At 72.6% G+C, this 16,263-nt stretch carries 10 protein-coding genes; 4 read left to right on the forward strand and 6 right to left on the reverse strand.

The annotated features are described in order from the left end of the window. Positions 1–50: 50 nt before the first annotated feature. From ACIF83_RS00195 to ACIF83_RS00215, 5 genes are all read right to left on the reverse strand, one after another. Positions 51–2,315: a CDP-glycerol glycerophosphotransferase family protein gene (locus tag ACIF83_RS00195; RefSeq protein WP_399722403.1), complete on the reverse strand. Its 2,265-nt coding sequence runs from the start codon at positions 2,313–2,315 to the stop codon at positions 51–53. 183 nt (positions 2,316–2,498) lie between these two features. Beyond that, positions 2,499–3,410 (reverse strand): carbohydrate ABC transporter permease, encoded by a 912-nt coding sequence (locus ACIF83_RS00200; protein ID WP_393463768.1) that lies wholly within the window; start codon positions 3,408–3,410, stop codon positions 2,499–2,501. Beyond that, positions 3,407–4,750: a carbohydrate ABC transporter permease gene (locus ACIF83_RS00205; RefSeq protein WP_399722406.1), complete on the reverse strand. Its 1,344-nt coding sequence runs from the start codon at positions 4,748–4,750 to the stop codon at positions 3,407–3,409. Before ACIF83_RS00205 ends, ACIF83_RS00200 begins: the two co-directional genes overlap by 4 nt. A 7-nt stretch (positions 4,751–4,757) precedes the next feature. Next, complete coding sequence (locus tag ACIF83_RS00210) at positions 4,758–6,140, reverse strand: ABC transporter substrate-binding protein (protein ID WP_393463773.1); 1,383 nt, start codon at positions 6,138–6,140, stop codon at positions 4,758–4,760. Between the two features lie 155 nt (positions 6,141–6,295). Then, on the reverse strand, positions 6,296–9,970 hold the full coding sequence (locus tag ACIF83_RS00215; RefSeq protein ID WP_399722409.1) for an FHA domain-containing protein: 3,675 nt from the start codon (positions 9,968–9,970) through the stop codon (positions 6,296–6,298). Positions 9,971–10,311: 341 nt separating this feature from the next. On the opposite strand from ACIF83_RS00215, the gene ACIF83_RS00220 reads away from it, so the two are divergent. The 4 genes from ACIF83_RS00220 (at position 10,312) to ACIF83_RS00235 (ending at position 15,810) form a co-directional block, all read left to right on the forward strand. After that, positions 10,312–11,997 (forward strand): serine/threonine-protein kinase, encoded by a 1,686-nt coding sequence (locus ACIF83_RS00220; RefSeq protein WP_393463779.1) that lies wholly within the window; start codon positions 10,312–10,314, stop codon positions 11,995–11,997. Between the two features lie 195 nt (positions 11,998–12,192). Next, positions 12,193–13,419: a serine/threonine-protein kinase gene (locus ACIF83_RS00225; RefSeq protein WP_393463782.1), complete on the forward strand. Its 1,227-nt coding sequence runs from the start codon at positions 12,193–12,195 to the stop codon at positions 13,417–13,419. 84 nt (positions 13,420–13,503) lie between these two features. Then, the gene (gene prfB, locus ACIF83_RS00230; protein WP_393463785.1) at positions 13,504–14,610 is read left to right on the forward strand and encodes a peptide chain release factor 2; all 1,107 of its coding nucleotides are present in this window, start codon (positions 13,504–13,506) and stop codon (positions 14,608–14,610) included. 291 nt (positions 14,611–14,901) lie between these two features. Beyond that, on the forward strand, positions 14,902–15,810 hold the full coding sequence (locus ACIF83_RS00235; protein ID WP_399722414.1) for a hypothetical protein: 909 nt from the start codon (positions 14,902–14,904) through the stop codon (positions 15,808–15,810). 93 nt (positions 15,811–15,903) lie between these two features. Here ACIF83_RS00235 and ACIF83_RS00240 read toward each other — a convergent pair whose 3' ends face one another. Continuing rightward, entirely contained in the window at positions 15,904–16,098 is a 195-nt protein-coding gene (locus tag ACIF83_RS00240; RefSeq protein WP_393463791.1) for a hypothetical protein, read from the reverse strand. Positions 16,099–16,263 lie beyond the last annotated feature (165 nt).

Consider the following 16,263-nt stretch of genomic DNA (forward strand, 5'->3'; position numbering starts at 1 on the left):
GGCCGCGTAGTGCTGAGGGGCATGGGAACTCCCGGTAGGACCAACGCTGTTCAGCGGCTCTCGGTGACGGGGAGGGAGCCGGAAGGTTGCTCCACGGTGGCCAGCGGGGAGCGGGCCAGCGCCGCCGCGGCCGAGGGCACGGGCTTGCGTTCGGCGAGCGGCACGAACGCCGGCCGGCCCGCCTGCTCGCCCAGCACGACGTGCCGTACGACGCGCTCGGCGGCGCGTCCGTCGTCGTACGGGCAGAACCGCTCCCGGAACGCCGCCCGCAGCTGGGCGGAGCGCGAGCCGCGCCAGTGGCCGGTGGCGAAGATGTCGATCAGCTCGTCCTCGCTGCGGGCCACCGCGCCCGGCGGGAAGGCGCGCAGGTCGAAGTAGGTGCCCCGGGCCGCGTCGTACGCGTCCCAGTCCTCGGTGTGGACGACGATCGGCCGGTCCAGGTTGGCGTAGTCGAACATCAGCGACGAGTAGTCGGTGATCAGCGCGTCCGAGGCGAGGCAGAGGGACGCGATGTCCGGGTGGTCGCCGACGTCGACGATGCGGGCGGAGCCCTCGGCGAGCGGGCCGGGGTGCCAGTAGTGGGCGCGGGCCAGGATCACGAAGCGCGGGCCCAGCCGGCGCAGGATCCGGTCCAGGTCGAGGGCGGGGCGCTGGGTGCGGTGGTAGTCGCGGTGGGTGGGGGCGTACAGCAGCGCGACCGTGTCCTCGGGGATGCCGAGCGACTCGCGGATCCGGGCCACGTCGGCCGACGTCGCCCGCTGGAACACGTCGTTGCGCGGGTAGCCGTACTCCAGCGTGGTGTAGCCGCCGGGGTAGACGCGCTCCCAGGTCAGGGTGGTGTGGCGGTTCGCGGAGAGCATGTAGTCCCACTTGTCGACGCCCCGCAGAAGCTCCTCGAAGTCCATGTCACCGGCGGCCGCCGGGCGTTCCTGGAGGTCGAGGCCCATGTGCTTGAGGGGGGTGCCGTGCTGGGTCTGGACGAAGACCTGGCCGGGACGCTTCCTCAGCCGACGGTCGAAATTGACGTTGTTGACCAGGTACTTGGAGCGGGCCAGTGCCGTCCAGTAGCCGAAGCTGCCCGGACGCAGCCGGCGCGGGCCCGGCGGGACGGTGTGCTGGTGCTCGGGGCGGGCGATCCAGGCGGTGCGGATGTGCGGGGCGTGGGTCCGGAACGCCTCCTCCAGGGCGCCCGGATTGCAGCCGTGGCCCCGGTTCCAGTAGGCGGCGAAGACGGCCCGGTCGGAGCGCAGCGGGAGGCGCAGCTGGACGCGGTAGTGCAGCTGGAGGACGCCGGCGCGGACGGCCCGGGCGAGCTTGACGGTGGCCTTGAGGGCGCGGCGGCGGGCGGACATCGTCAGCTGGAGGGCGCGGTAGGTGCGGTGCAGGCCGAAGCGGACGAGGCTGTGGCGCAACCGGGTGCGCAGCGGGACGGAGGCGCCACGGGACTGGTAACGGCGGTAGTGGGCGCGGGCCTTGCGCAGGAACTCGCCCCGGGTGCCGCGCGGGAGCCGGTCCCGCTTGGTGAACACGGTGGAGAAGTGGTCGACCATGCGGCGGAACAACACGGCGCGCCACCGGGCGAGTTCGGGCCGCCCGTCGATGAACGCGAACACCCGGTCGTACTGCTCGAAGATGTCGAAGTGCTTGCGGCTGGTCGTGGACAGGATGTTGCCCTGTCGCCGCTGCCGGTAGTGCACGCACACCCGGTCCAGGGTGGCGATCGACTCCGCCGCCATCAGGACCGGGAAGGTCCAGGGCGTGTCCTCGTAGTAGCCGGCCGGGAACCCGAAGCCCTGCTCCGCGACGAAATCCCGCCGGTACGCCTTGTTCCAGGCGACCATCAGCACCCGCAGCAGCCCCGGACGGTCCTCCAGACGGAAGGGCGCCGGGCCCTGCTGGGTGAGCTGGGCGGCGACCTTGTTGCGCTCCACCGCGCCGTTCCAGTAGGTGCGTGCATAGTCGAAGACCAGGACGTCCGGCTCGCCGGTCTCCTTGATCCGGTCGGCGATCGAGCGCAGCGCCTCCGGGGTGAGCGTGTCGTCGCTGTCCAGGAAGACCAGGTAGTCTCCCGTCGCCCGGGCCATGCCGGCGTTGCGGGCGCGGCCCAGGCCCTGGTTCTCGGCCAGGTGTACGGCCTTCACGCGCGCGTCGCGGGCGGCGTACTCGTCGATGAGGGCGCCGCAGGCGTCGGGCGAGCAGTCGTCCACGGCGATCAGCTCGAGGTCGGGATACGACTGAGAGAGCACCGAGTCCAGGCACTCCGAGAGGTACGCCTGGACCTTGTACGCGGGAACAATGACACTGAACCTGGGCAAGGGACATCCATGGGTCGGTCGGCGCGGGCGTTCTGCCCGGGAACGGCCAATGGAGTGATTTGGTTACGGTTCGTACGGCATGTGGGGGACGTCGGGTGCTGTGTTTTCTGGGGGACACCCCCAGACCCCAGTGGGAGAGGCGGGCCTCTTGAGACCCGCCCCTCGAAAAGTGTCCCTTTGCTGCTACTTGACCGCGCCCGCCATGACCCCGGACACGAACTGCCGCTGGAACGCGAAGAACACGACCAGCGGGATCACCATCGAGATGAACGCACCCGGCGCCAAGACGTCGATGTTGTTGCCGAACTGCCGTACCTGCGTCTGCAGGGCGACCGTGATCGGCTGCGAGCCGGACTTGGTGAACACCAGCGCGACCAGCATGTCGTTCCACACCCACAGGAACTGGAAGATGCCGAGGCTCGCGATCGCGGGCCCGCCGAGCGGCATCACCACCCGGGCGAACAGCCGCAGTTCACCGGCACCGTCGAGGCGGGCCGCCTCCAGCAGTTCCCGCGGGATCTCCGCGAAGAAGTTCCGCAGCAGGAACACCGCGAACGGCAGACCGAAGCCCACGTGGAACAGGATCACCCCGAAGATGGTCCCGAACAGGCCGATCCTGCCGAACAGTTCGGCGATCGGGATCAGCGCCACCTGCACCGGCACCACCAGCAGGCTGACCACGCCGAGGAACCACCAGTCCCGGCCCGGGAACTCCATCCACGCGAACGCGTAGCCCGCGAGCGAGCCGATCACCACGACCAGGATCGTCGCCGGGACCGTGATCAGCACCGTGTTCACCAGAGAGCTGGTGATGTCGCTGTTCTCCAGCAGCTTCTGGTAGCTCTCGAAGGTCAGCTGGGACGGCTGGGTGAACACCTTCCACCAGCCGCTCGCGCTCATGTCCTCCGGTGTGCGCAGCGAGGAGATGAGCAGACCGATGGTCGGCACCAGCCAGAACAGGCCGACGAGGATGAGGAACACACGGACCAGCCCGCCGCTGAGCCGCTCGGCGATCCTCGAACCGAGCGACTGCCTGGCCTTCACGGTCATGTCGGCGGCCGCCGCCTTTCCGATGCTTCCGGCAGCGGTCGTCATCGCCGCACCTCCCGCCTGAGCCGACGGATGTTGAACAGCATCACCGGGATCACCAGGAGCAGCAGGAACACCGCGATCGCGCTCGCGATGCCCGGCTGGCCCTCCGCGAAGCCCTTGCGGTACAGCTCCAGGGCCAGCACGTTCGCGTCGTCCTGGGAGGATCCCGGCGCGATGATGTAGACGAGGTCGAACACCTTGAGCACGTTGATCATCAACGTGACGGTGACGACCGCCAGCACCGGAGCGAGCAGCGGCACGGTGACCCGGCGGAACACCTGCCACTCGCTCGCGCCGTCCACCCGCGCGGCCTCCAGCAGCTCCCGGGGCACGCCCGCGAGCCCGGCCGCGATCAGCACCATCGCGAAGCCCGCCCACATCCACACGTACGACCCGATGATGGCCGGGGTGACCAGCGACGGGCCGAGCCAGTCGACGCCGTTGTACGGCTCCCTGAAGTTGTTCGCGGGAAGCCTCAGCCGGGCGCCGTCAGCCTGCGCGGGCAGCGTGAAGGTGCCGTCGCCGGCCGCCTCGGTGGACGCCACCACCGTGCCGTCCTTCACCGCCTCGATCCGCATCCCGGCGTAGCCCAGCTCGGACGGGTCGGGCACGCCCAGCTTCCCGACGCCCTTGCCGCGGGTGAAGTCCTGCCAGGTGGTGCCGGTGATCTTCCCCGGCTCCGGCTCGGCCGCCACGGCCTTCTTCGCGCCGTCGGGCATCTGGTCGGGGGCGACGCCGACCAGCGGGAGCGTGACCGTCTGCCCGGTGTGCACCGAGGACGAGGTGATGAAGCCGCCCTGGTCCGGTTCGAGCGGAGACTCGCGGCCCGGGTGTGCCTTCGGGAACGCCGACGACTGCGCGAAGGTGTCGTGCACGCCCACCCACACCGCGTTGGCGACACCCTTGTCCGGGTCCTGGTCGTACACCAGCCGGAAGATGATCCCGGCCGCCAGCATCGAGATCGCCATCGGCATGAAGACGACCAGCTTGAACGCCGTGCCCCAGCGCACCCGTTCGGTCAGCACCGCGAAGACCAGACCGAGGGCCGTGGAGACGGTCGGCGCGAACACCACCCAGATGATGTTGTTCTTCAGGGCGGTGCGGATGCCGTCGTCCGTGAACAGCGCCTTGTAGTTGTCGATGCCGGCGAAGCCGTCGCCCGAGGCGTTGTAGAAGCTGCGGACGAGCGAGTACCCGATCGGGTAGACCACGAGCGCGCCCAGCAGTACCAGTGCGGGCAGCAGGAACAGGGCTGCCACCGTCCTGCGGGTGCCGGTCACGCTCCTGCGGCTCTTCGGTGCGGCGGGACCCGGTGGGGTCCCGGCCGCCGCTGCCGACGCCATCGCCGGATCAGCTCCCGTTCCCGTAGGCCGCCGCCGCGTCCTTCTCCAGCTTCGCCTGGGTGCCCGCCACGTCCTTCGGGTTCTTCAGGAAGTCCTGCAGGTCCTTCCACTCGCCCTTGCCCGGGGTGCCGCCGAAGGCCTGCGGGGCCTGGTCGGACATGTCGAAGCGGAAGTCGTCGCCGGACGCGATCAGCGCCTTGGCGATCTTCTGCTGCACCGGGTTGGGGTAGGCCGAGTCCGGCACGTTCTTGTTCGGCGAGAGGTAGCCGCCGAGCTTGGCCTGGATGGTCGCCGCGTCCGGGGAGGCCAGGAACGTGGCCAGCGCCTGCGCCGCCTTGGAGTCCTTCAGGATGACGGCCGCGTCACCGCCGGAGACCACCGGCGCGGTCGAGCCGACCGCCGGGAACGGGAACACCTTCGCGTCCGTGCCCACCTTCGCCTTGGTGTCACCGATGTTGACCTGGACGAAGTCGCCCTCGTAGACCATCGCCGCCTTCGGCTGGTCCCCGCCGGTGAAGGCCTGCGTGACGGAGTTCGGGAACTCGGTCTGCAGGGCGCCGTCCGCGCCGCCCGCCACATAGTCCTTCTTGCCCCAGATCTGGGCGAGCGTGGTCAGGGCCTGTTTCACCGAGGGATCGGTCCACTTGATCTTGTGCTGGGCGAGCTGGTCGTACTTCTCCGGCCCGGCCTGGGACAGATAGACGTTCTCGAACCAGTCCGTCAGCGTCCAGCCGTCGGCGCCGCCGACCGAGAACGGGGTGACACCGGAGTCGTACACCGCCTGCGCGGCGGTCAGCAGCTCCTGCCAGGTCTTCGGCTCCTTGGCGCCCGCGTTCTCGAGAACCTTGGCGTTGTACCAGATCAGCGACTTGTTGGCGGCCTTGTAGTAGACGCCGTACTGCTTGCCGTCGACCTTGCCGATGTCCTGCCAGCCCTGTGAGTAGTTCTTCTGCAGCTCCTTGAGCGCGTCCGGGCCGAGCGGCTTGGCCCACTTCTTGTCGACGGCCTGCTTGATCGCGCCCGGCTGCGGCAGCAGCGCCACGTCCGGCGGCTGACCGCCCGCGATCTTCGAACCGAGGAAGTTGATGATCGGGTCCTGGGCGGGCACGAACGTCACCTTCGCGCCCGTGCGCTTCTCGAACTCCGCCAGGACCTTCTTGAAGTTCGCCTGCTCGGTGCCGGTCCAGACGGCGGCGACCTCCAGGCTCGCGCCGTTCAGTTTCGGCAGGGTGACGCCGGAGCCGCTCGCGGTCGCCCCGCCGCTCGTGTCGCCGCTGCCCTTCTTGCCGTCGCCGCTGGAGCAGGCGGTGAGCGCGAGGGCTCCCGCGAGCAGTGCGGCGACCGTGGTGACGGCCCTGTGTGTCCGGATGGTGTTGCTGTTGCCACGCATCACTTCCCCGTTCGTCGTTCTCCGCTGAACGTCAGAACACTGTTCCGTGCGGTCCGGTCTACGCCGGGCCGCACAAGGGCGGCAAGAGCGCCTGCGCCGTCCGGCGGGTCATCGTGACCGGCTCGTGATCAGGGAAGTATGCGCACGGATTCCGGCTAAAGGAGAGAGGGCACCTCCGCCGCGGCGACCTCCCGGGCCGCCCGCTCCACCGCGCTCGCCAGCAGGGCCAGGTCGGTGGGGCCGTTGCCCAGTTCGCGCACGGGACGGCGGGCCGGTGGATCGCCCATCCGCTGCCACTCCAGCGGGACGACCGTGGGCCGCTGGGTCGCGGTGCGCGGGATACGGCCCGTCACCCGGCCGCCCTGGAAACCGACGGTCCGCCCGTCCGCGTACGCCAGCCTGCCGCGCCCCGGCGCCGGCTCCTCGGGCCCGGCCGTCGGCGTGTCCAGCGTGACCCGCAGGGTGGCCTGCCGGGCCGGCTCCGTCTCCGCCGTACGACCGCCCGCCCCGGCCGCGGCTACGAGGTGCACGCCGAGCCGCTCGCCCTCCCGGGCCACCGCCTCCAGGGCCCGCATCACCGATCCGGCGGCGGGCCGGCCCGGCGAGCCGAGCGCGGGGGAGACCAGCGCGTCCAGGTCGTCGACGACCACGAGGAGCCGGGGCAGCGGCGGTGCGGCCTCGGTGCGCTTGCGTGCGGCGCCGGGCCGCAGCCGCAGCGTGGAGCTGGGCGGCGCCTCTATGTCCCCGGCCCCCGAGACCGCCGGGCGCCCGCCCGGGGTGCGCTGCGCGACGATACGGCCGGACACCGCACGCCCCGCGTGCCACTGGGCGAAGTCCGTCCGGCCCAGCAACTCCGCGCGCCGTTTCAGCTCGGCGCTCAACGACTGGGCGAACTCCCGCATGCGGACCGGGTCGTTGGCGATGAGGTGGGTCGTCACATGGGGTATGTCCGTGCAGACGCGCAGGCCCTCACCGCGCCCCGCGCCCGCGCCGACGCCGTCCCGGCCGTCGATCAGCACCATGCCCAGCCGGTCGGGCCGCTCCGCGGCGGCCAGTGAGGCGACCAGCGCCCGCAGCAGCTCGGTACGGCCGCTGCCGGCCGGCCCCTCGATCAGCAGATGCGGCCCGTCGGCCACCAGGTCGGCGGTGAGCGGGCCGTGCGGCCCGGCACCGAGCACGGCGCGGGCCCGGCCGCCCAGCGACTCCGTGTCGTCGGCCGCGTCCGCCCAGCGCGCCATCAGCGAGGCCGGGGTGGCCCGGGCCAGGCCCAGCTCGTCCAGCAGCCGCGCCGACTGCGGCAGGGGTACGGCCACGCGCGCGTGCCGCTCGCCGACGGGGCCGTCCGGCCGGAGCGGCGCCAGCGCCCGCGCGAACCGCTCCGCCCAGGCCGGGGAGACGGCGTCGACGGTCGCCACGGTCCCCGGGCCCACGGGCCCGGTGGGCGCGACACGCATCAGGTGCAGCGCACCGGCGACATCGCCGCTGAGCAGGGCCACGGCCCCGCAGTGCCGGAAGGTGGGCGTGACCGCGCAGGCCGCCTCGTACGTCTGCGCCACGGGCGAGGCGGGCGTCGTGGCCACGGTCTCGGCGAGGCAGACGACATGGACCCCGGCCCGCGGACCGGCCACGGCCAGCCGCGCCAGGGCTTCCTGCAGAGAGGCACCGCCGGGGTCTCCGTCCACGACGACGACGGTGAACGGACCCGGGAAGCCACCGAAGCCGTCCAGCTCGGCGCCTTCCCTGGCCCAGGAGGGGCGGCGGGCGGAGGCGGTGGTGCCGTGCGGGGAGGCGGGGTCCGGGGCGGTGTGCCGGGCCGTCCCGGGTGCCGTTGCCGGTGCGGCGGGCGAGGCCTGTCCGGCAGGGCCGGTGGACGGGGCGACGGCCCCTGTCACCGAGGCCGACCGGGCCGCGCCGCGGCCCGTCGCCGCGAACTCCTCCACCCGGCGCAGCAGTTCCTCCGTGCGGGACGCCGCCTGTTCGCGGTCGTAGGCCAGCAACAGGCGGCAGTCCTGGCCGTGGCCCGGGCGGACGTGCGGGAGCCAGCCCAGCCAGGACCACTCGGCCGTCCGCTCCTCCTCGGGACGGCTGCGGTCCGCGCTGATCAGCACGATCTCCAACAGGTCGGGGGAGTGCAGTGCGGCCAGCTGGGCCAGCACCGCGCGAGCCAGCCCGGACAGCCGGGGGCGCGGACCGGCCAGGCCCAGCGCACCCGCCTCGCGCAGCGCGGCGGTCACCGGTACGGCGGGCAGCACGCCCGAGCCGTCCGGTGCGCTCCGGTCGGCCGTGCCCAGCCGCACGGTCAGCGCCTCCGGGTGTCCCGGCTCCCGCTCCCACAGCCGGGGCCCGGGACCCAGCGCCGTCAGCAGCAGCGCGGCGGGATCCGGCCAGGTCTCCGGCAGCTGCCGGACATCGGCCGCCTGCACGCCGCCCGCACCGGCCTCCGTGGCGCCGTACGCCTCCGGCCGGGCATCGGGCTGTTCCCCGCGTCCACCGGCCAGCCGTCGCGCCCAGGCACCGATTCCGCCACGGCGGCGGCCGCCCTCGGGGGCGTCGGTGCCCCGGAGCGGGGTGTCCTTGCGGCCGCGGCCCTCCGCCGCGCCGGTGCGGGAAGAGGCGCTGTCCGACGCCGGGCCGCGGCTCGTCGTACCGTCGTGGGCGGCTCCGGTCAGGCCGCCCGGGCCGCCGACGCCGTACCGCCCCGCGTGGGTGTCCCCGCCACGGGAGATGGAACCGGATATGCCGGGCGCGCCGATTTCACCGCCCGGTCCGCCGGCCTCGTAGCGGCCTGCGGCCGTGTCCCCGGCGCCGGTGGTCGCGCCGGGCATCCCGGGTGCCGGGCGTTCGCCGCTCGGTCCGCCGGCCCCGAAGCCGTCGGCCCCGTCGACGGAAGCCCTGCCGGGAGCCGAACCCGGCTCCCCTGCGTCCCCGTCGCGCGTCTCGATGCTCGGTGCCCCGCCCTGGCCCGGTACCGCCGGCTGTTCGCCGCGCCGGTGCTCCCGAACCCCCGCGCCTGCGCCCGGGGCAGCCCAACTTGCCGTGCCGTACGCGTGATGGGTCGGTCCTGAGGGGCCGCCGGCGGCCGGGCCCGAGGTGGGCTCCACGCGCGCGTGCCCGGCGGCGCCCGCCGCACCCGGATCACCGGCCTCGCCGGCCGGTCCCGGGGCGAAGCGCACGCAACCCTCCCCGTCCGGCACCGTCCGTACCCGCGCCCCGGGGCCGCCGGACGGGGTGAGCCGCAGGGCGGACTCGCCGATCCTCAGCAGGGCCCCCGGAGCGAACCGCACCGCGCGGTCGCTCACACGGGTGCCGTCCAGGGCCGTGCCGTTGGTGGAGCCGAGGTCGGCCACCGAGACACGGCCGTCGGTGGCGACCGTGACCGCGCAGTGCAGGCGGGAGACGTCCGGGTCGTCCAGCGGGACGTCGGCGTCGGCGGAGCGGCCGACCGTGATCCGGCCACCGTGCAGCAGATGGACCCCGCCCGCGTCCGGGCCCGCGACCACGTGCAGCTGGGTCGGGGCGTCGTCCAGCTCGGGATGCGGCTCGGGGGCCGCCGGGGCGCCCAGGGACAGCACGGCGCCGTCGACCAGGGGAGGCTCGCCGAGGGTGCAGCGGCGCGGGTCCAGCCGCTCCGCGCCCGCGTACAGGACCACCGAGGCGCCGCCGGTGTCCCGGCCCGTGCCGCCGTCTCCGGTGACCGCCGTGGCCAGTGCCGACGCCACCGCGGCCAGGTCCGTGCCCGCGGGCGCCGTCACCAGCACGTCGCGGCTCGCGGCGCGGCCCCGCTGCGGGGACGGGCCCAGCGGGTCTACGACGGTCAGCCGGATCTGCATCGGCGCAGCGGTCCCTTCTGCCCGGGCGCGGACATCCCCCACCCCCGCACGAGCACGTCGGCCAGTACTGCACGCATCCTCGCACCTGTCACTGACAACACGCCCGCGGCCCGGTGCCAAGTGATCTTGATTGGTCAGCTCTGCCCCCAAAAGTGCCTGACCAGTAATCCGCCGGTGATCAGTTGAGATCGGTCACGTCCGGCACTGGGCAACCAGGAGTCCAAGGCGAGCGTCTTTCCTTCGAACATCGACGGGAACGTTTACGTAGTGCCCTCGGGGGCGGCACTACAGTGGGCCGGAACATCGGAACACAGGCGAACAGACAGCAGGGAGCGCGGAACGTGCGGCCAGTCGGCAGCAAGTACCTGCTCGAGGAGCCGCTCGGACGCGGCGCCACGGGCACCGTCTGGCGTGCCCGCCAGCGCGAGACCGCGGGCGCCGAGGCGGCCGTGGCCGGCCAGCCCGGCGAGACGGTCGCGATCAAGGTCCTCAAGGAGGAGCTGGCCGGCGACCCGGACATCGTGATGCGGTTCCTGCGGGAACGCTCCGTCCTGCTCCGGCTCACCCACCCCAACATCGTCCGGGTCCGCGACCTGGTCGTCGAGGGCGATCTGCTGGCCCTGGTCATGGACCTCGTCGACGGCCCCGACCTGCACCGCTACCTGCGCGAGAACGGCCCCTTCACGCCGGTCGCCGCCGCGCTGATGACGGCGCAGATCGCCGACGCCCTCGCCGCGAGCCACGCCGACGGCGTCGTCCACCGCGACCTGAAGCCCGCCAACGTGCTGCTCCAGCAGTTCGACGGCCGGATGCACCCGATGCTGACCGACTTCGGCATCGCCCGCCTCGCCGACTCCCCGGGCCTGACCCGCACGCACGAGTTCGTCGGCACGCCCGCGTACGTGGCGCCGGAGTCCGCCGAGGGCCGCCCGCAGACCTCCGCCGTCGACATCTACGGCGCCGGCATCCTGCTGTACGAACTGGTCACCGGCCACCCGCCGTTCTCCGGCGGCACCGCCCTGGAGGTGCTGCACCAGCACCTGAGCGCCGAGCCGCGCCGTCCCTCCACCGTCCCGGACCCGCTGTGGACGGTGATAGAGCGCTGCCTGCGCAAGAACCCCGACCAGCGGCCCAGCGCCGAGAACCTCGCGCGCGGGCTCCGGGTCGTGGCCGAGGGCGTCGGCGTGCACGCGAACGCCGCCCAGATCGCCGCCGCCGAGGGCGTCGGCGCCCTGCTGGCCCCGGACCCGGCCCCGACCGCCGTCCCGGGCGTGCCCGGCGCCGCCGACCCCACCCAGGTGCTGCCGACGAACGCGCCGCAGGGGGCGTTCGACCCGAACGCGGCGACCAGCGTGCTGCCGCACACCGGTGGCCCCGTCGGCGCGGCCGACCCCACCGCCGTCCTGCCGAACACCGGCGCGGCCGACCCGACGGCCGTCCTGCCGCCGATGCCGCAGGGCCAGCCGGGCCAGCAGCCCGATCAGCCGCACCCCTGGCAGACCCAGCTGCGCGCCGCCCGGGACCGCAACGAGCAGACGCAGATCCAGTACCTCGACCCCGACGAGGACCCGCTGCGCCGCCGCCCGCAGCGGCAGGTCGCCCGGCCGCAGCAGCAGCCGCGCCAGGCCCCCCAGGCGCGCCCGCAGCATCCGCAGCCGCGCGGTCGCCAGCAGCAGCCGCACGCCGGGTACGGCTATCCGCAGCAGCAGCCCCAGCAGTACGCCCCGCCGCAGCAGCCCCAGCGGTACGCGCCCCCCGCCCCGGAGCCGCAGCGGCCCGCGCGCGAGCCCCGGCCGGCGCGGCAGCGCAGCGCCAACCCGATGAAGATCCCCGGACTCGGCTGCCTGAAGGGCTGCCTGTTCACGATCGTCATCCTGGTCGTGGCCGGCTGGCTGATCTGGGACCTGACCCCGCTGCACACCTGGGTCGGCCAGGGCAGGGGCTACTGGCACGAGGTGAGCCACTTCGCCGGACAGGTGGGCCACTGGCTCAAGCAGCTGGGCTCCTCCACCGGCAGCGGCAACTGACCGCGAGTTTGGGGATTTGTCGACACCTGGCGGGTGATTTCCGTCTCCGCAGTGAAGGTTGGCTCGTTCGACGCGTAGCTTTGTCGGCTGGGAGTCGTCTGTCGGCTGGGGATCCGGGGGCACGCGACGGCAGCCGCTGTTGTCAGAGCCCCCGGAATGACGCAGCGTCGGCAACACGCGTCAGTAGGAGCAGTCTTGGCACGGAAGATCGGCAGCCGGTACACCGCCAACCAGATCCTGGGGCGGGGCAGCGCCGGCACGGTGTGGCTGGGCGAGGGACCCGAGGGGCCCGTCGCGATCAAGCTGCTACGTGAGGACCTCGCGTCCGACCAGGAGCTCGTCGGGCGCTTCGTCCAGGAGCGCACCGCACTGCTCGGCCTGGAGCACCCGCACATCGTCACCGTGCGCGACCTCGTGGTCGACGGGAACGACCTGGCGCTCGTCATGGACCTGGTGCGCGGCACCGATCTGCGCACCCGCCTCGAGCGTGAGCGACGGATGGCCCCCGAGGCGGCCGTGGCGATCGTCGCCGACATCGCCGACGGGCTCGCGGCGGCCCACGCGTCCGGGGTCGTGCACCGGGACGTCAAGCCCGAGAACGTCCTGCTGGACATGCAGGGCCCGCTCGGCCCGGGAGGCGCGCACCCCGCCCTGCTGACGGACTTCGGCGTCGCGAAGCTGATCGACTCGCCGAAGCGGACCCGGGCCACGAAGATCATCGGAACGCCGGACTACCTGGCCCCGGAGATCGTCGAGGGCCTGCCGCCGCGCGCCTCGGTCGACATCTACGCCCTCGCGACGGTGCTGTACGAGCTGCTGGCCGGCTTCACCCCCTTCGGGGGCGGGCACCCGGGGGCGGTGCTGCGCCGCCACGTGACGGAGACGGTCGTACCGTTGCCGGGCATCCCCGACGAGCTGTGGCAGCTGATCGTGCAGTGCCTCGCGAAGGCACCGGCGTCGCGGCTGCGGGCGTCCGAGCTGGCGTCGCGACTGCGGGAGCAGCTGCCGACCCTGGCCGGGATGCCGCCGCTGGACGTCGACGAGCCGGACGCGGAGTCGGACGAGGACGGCCCGGAGGAGGCCCCGGCCCCGGCCGCGCCCGGGGAGCCCGTACGGCGCCGGGGCGCGGTCTCCCTGGTGCCGGGGGCCAAGCCGGACTCCAACCGGGACACCCACACGTCGATGCGGGTGCCGGCGCCCGACGAGCTGGCGGGAGGAGCACGGGGCACGGCGCGAGCCCCCCGCGCGTCCGGCGCACCCCGCCCCGGCTCGGCCCGCCACCGCGCCGCCGCCCGGCGCCGCAGGATCACCCTGAGCGTCGCGGGGGTGGTCCTGGCCGCTGCCATAGGGGTCGGTGCGTGGGCGGCGACCTCCGGGGACGACGAGCCGCCGCAGGAGACCCACAGCACCTCGACGCCGTAGGCGCGAGGTGGGCAGAGAGGTGGGCGGAGAGGTACTCCTCACCGCTCGGCCCTGGCCGAGCGGCGGAGCCGTTACGCTGGAGGCGTGGCAGTCGTCGATGTATCCGAAGAGCTGAAGTCCCTCTCCTCGACCATGGAGTCGATCGAGGCCGTCCTGGACCTCGACAAGCTGAGGGCAGACATCGCCGTGCTCGAGGAGCAGGCGGCCGCGCCGTCCCTGTGGGACAACCCGGACGAGGCGCAGAAGATCACCAGCAAGCTCTCCCACCTCCAGGCCGAGGTCAGGAAGGCGGAGGCGTTGCGCGGCCGGATCGACGATCTCGCGGTCCTCTTCGAGATGGCCGAGGAGGAGGACGACCCGGACACCCGCGCCGAGGCCGAGTCCGAGCTGGCCTCCGTGCGCAGGGCGCTGGACGAGATGGAGGTCCGGACGCTGCTCAGCGGTGAGTACGACGCCCGTGAGGCGCTCGTCAACATCCGCGCCGAGGCCGGTGGCGTCGACGCCGCCGACTTCGCCGAGAAGCTGCAGCGCATGTACCTGCGCTGGGCCGAGCAGCGTGGCTACAAGACCGAGCTCATCGAGACGTCGTACGCGGAAGAGGCCGGCATCAAGTCGACCACCTTCTCCGTGCAGGCGCCGTACGCCTACGGCACCCTCTCCGTGGAGCAGGGCACCCACCGGCTCGTCCGGATCTCGCCCTACGACAACCAGGGGCGTCGCCAGACCTCCTTCGCCGGTGTCGAGATCCTCCCCGTCGTCGAGCAGTCCGACCACGTCGAGATCGACGAGAGCGAGCTGCGGATCGACGTCTACCGGTCCTCCGGTCCCGGCGGCCAGGGCGTGAACACGACCGACTCCGCGGTCCGCATCACCCACCTGCCCACCGGCATCGTGGTCTCCTGTCAGAACGAGCGGTCGCAGATCCAGAACAAGGCCACCGCGATGAACGTCCTCCAGGCCAAGCTGCTGGAGCGGCGCCGCCAGGAGGAGCAGGCCAAGATGGACGCCCTCAAGGGCGACGGCGGCAACTCCTGGGGCAACCAGATGCGTTCGTACGTGCTGCACCCGTACCAGATGGTCAAGGACCTGCGCACCGAGTACGAAGTGGGTAACCCGGAAGCCGTGTTCAACGGCGAGATCGACGGTTTCCTGGAGGCCGGCATTCGCTGGCGCAAGCAGCAGGAGAAGTAACTTTGTCGACATGACAACTGCCGCCCGAGAGGCGGCAGTTGTCTTTTGTCTGGGTTTTACATCACACTCACAGGCTCCAAGTCCCCCCAAACGCCGCCCCGTCGGACAATGCGCGCGCAATGGCCTTGACGTTGCTTTGAAAAATGGGAAGGCTGAAGCGTGGCATGCGTATCTCTGGGGCGCATGTGAACCGGGGGAATTGGCGCACATCTCGCCACGGCTACCTCCGTCGATCACGGCAAGCCCCGCACGCCGCCTCATTGACGAACAGCTACTGGGGGTAGCAACCATATGACGAAGAAGACGCGGATCCGGGTCGCGCGGATAGCCGCCGGCGCCGTGATCGCGGCCGGCGCCTCGCTGACCGCCGCAGGTGCCGCCTCGGCTCTGGACCTCGGCGTCCAGGCGGGTCCGATCACCCTGGGCGTGAGCGCCGACGGCAACGACGACGGCGGGACCGGCGGAGGCTGCGACCCCGTCGGTGTCTGTGACACCACGGGCGGCAGCTCGACCGGTGGCGACGACTCCACGGGCGGCACCACCACGGGTGGCGACGACTCCACCGGTGGCACCACGACCGGCGGCGACGACTCCACCGGTGGCACCACGACCGGCGGCGACGACAGCACCGGCGGCACCGCCAGCATCGGTGGCGTCATCGGCGGTGGCGACAGCACCGGTGGTGACAGCTCGACCGGCGGCAGCAGCACCGGTGGCAGCAGCACCGGTGGTGGCAGCTCGACCGGCGGCAGCTCGACCGGCGGCAGCAGCACCGGCGGCGACAGCTCGACCGGTGGCAGCAGCACCGGTGGCAGCAGCACCGGTGGTGGCAGCTCGACCGGCGGCAGCAGCACCGGCGGCGGCAGCTCGACCGGCGGCGGCAGCAGCACCGGCGGTGACACCGGCGGCAACGGCAACTCGGGCGGCAACGGCAACTCGGGCGGCAACAGCAGCACCGGTGGCAACGGCAACACCACCCCTGACGGCGGCAACAACAACGCGTCCCAGGAGGAGGGCTCCTCGGCCCTCACCGACACGGGTTCGGACACCTCGGCCCAGGGCGGCGACAAGCAGCTCGCCGAGACCGGTGCCGGGCAGACCGCGTTCCTGATCGTCGGCGCCGCGACCATGATCGCCGGCGGCATCGGCTTCCGCGTCCTGCCGCGTCTGGTGAACGGCCGGGGCGGCGCGGCCGCCTGAGCGTAGCCTCACGGTCACGTGCTGTAGGCACAGTGCAGGCGGAAGGGCCCGGAGCTTGGCGCTCCGGGCCCTTCCGGCGTTCCTGGGGTCTTCTTACGCGGTCTGGTGCGCCAGCAGCGCCACCGCGGCGATCAGCACCGCGAGCAGTGTGATCAGCGCCATCGGGTTCAGCCCGGCGAAGAAGCCCTCCTGCTGCTGCAGCCGCTCGCGATTGGCACGGCACACCGGGCACCGGCCCTCACTCACAGGCGACGCGCAGTTCGCGCACACCAACCGGTCGTACGTCATGCGCTCGCCCTCCTTGCACCGGCCATCACACATATAACGCACACGGGAACGAGAACGTTCCCCCTCCACTCTGCCAGGTTCCCGCGGAGCTTGCGCGGGGCGCCTGTAGAGGGGCGGATTCCGTCGTGGCGCGGCTGCGGGCCGTGGGGGCTGGGCGCGCCCCCC

Source organism: Streptomyces sp. NPDC085866 (genome assembly GCF_044541035.1).
Taxonomy (GTDB): Bacteria; Actinomycetota; Actinomycetes; order Streptomycetales; family Streptomycetaceae; genus Streptomyces.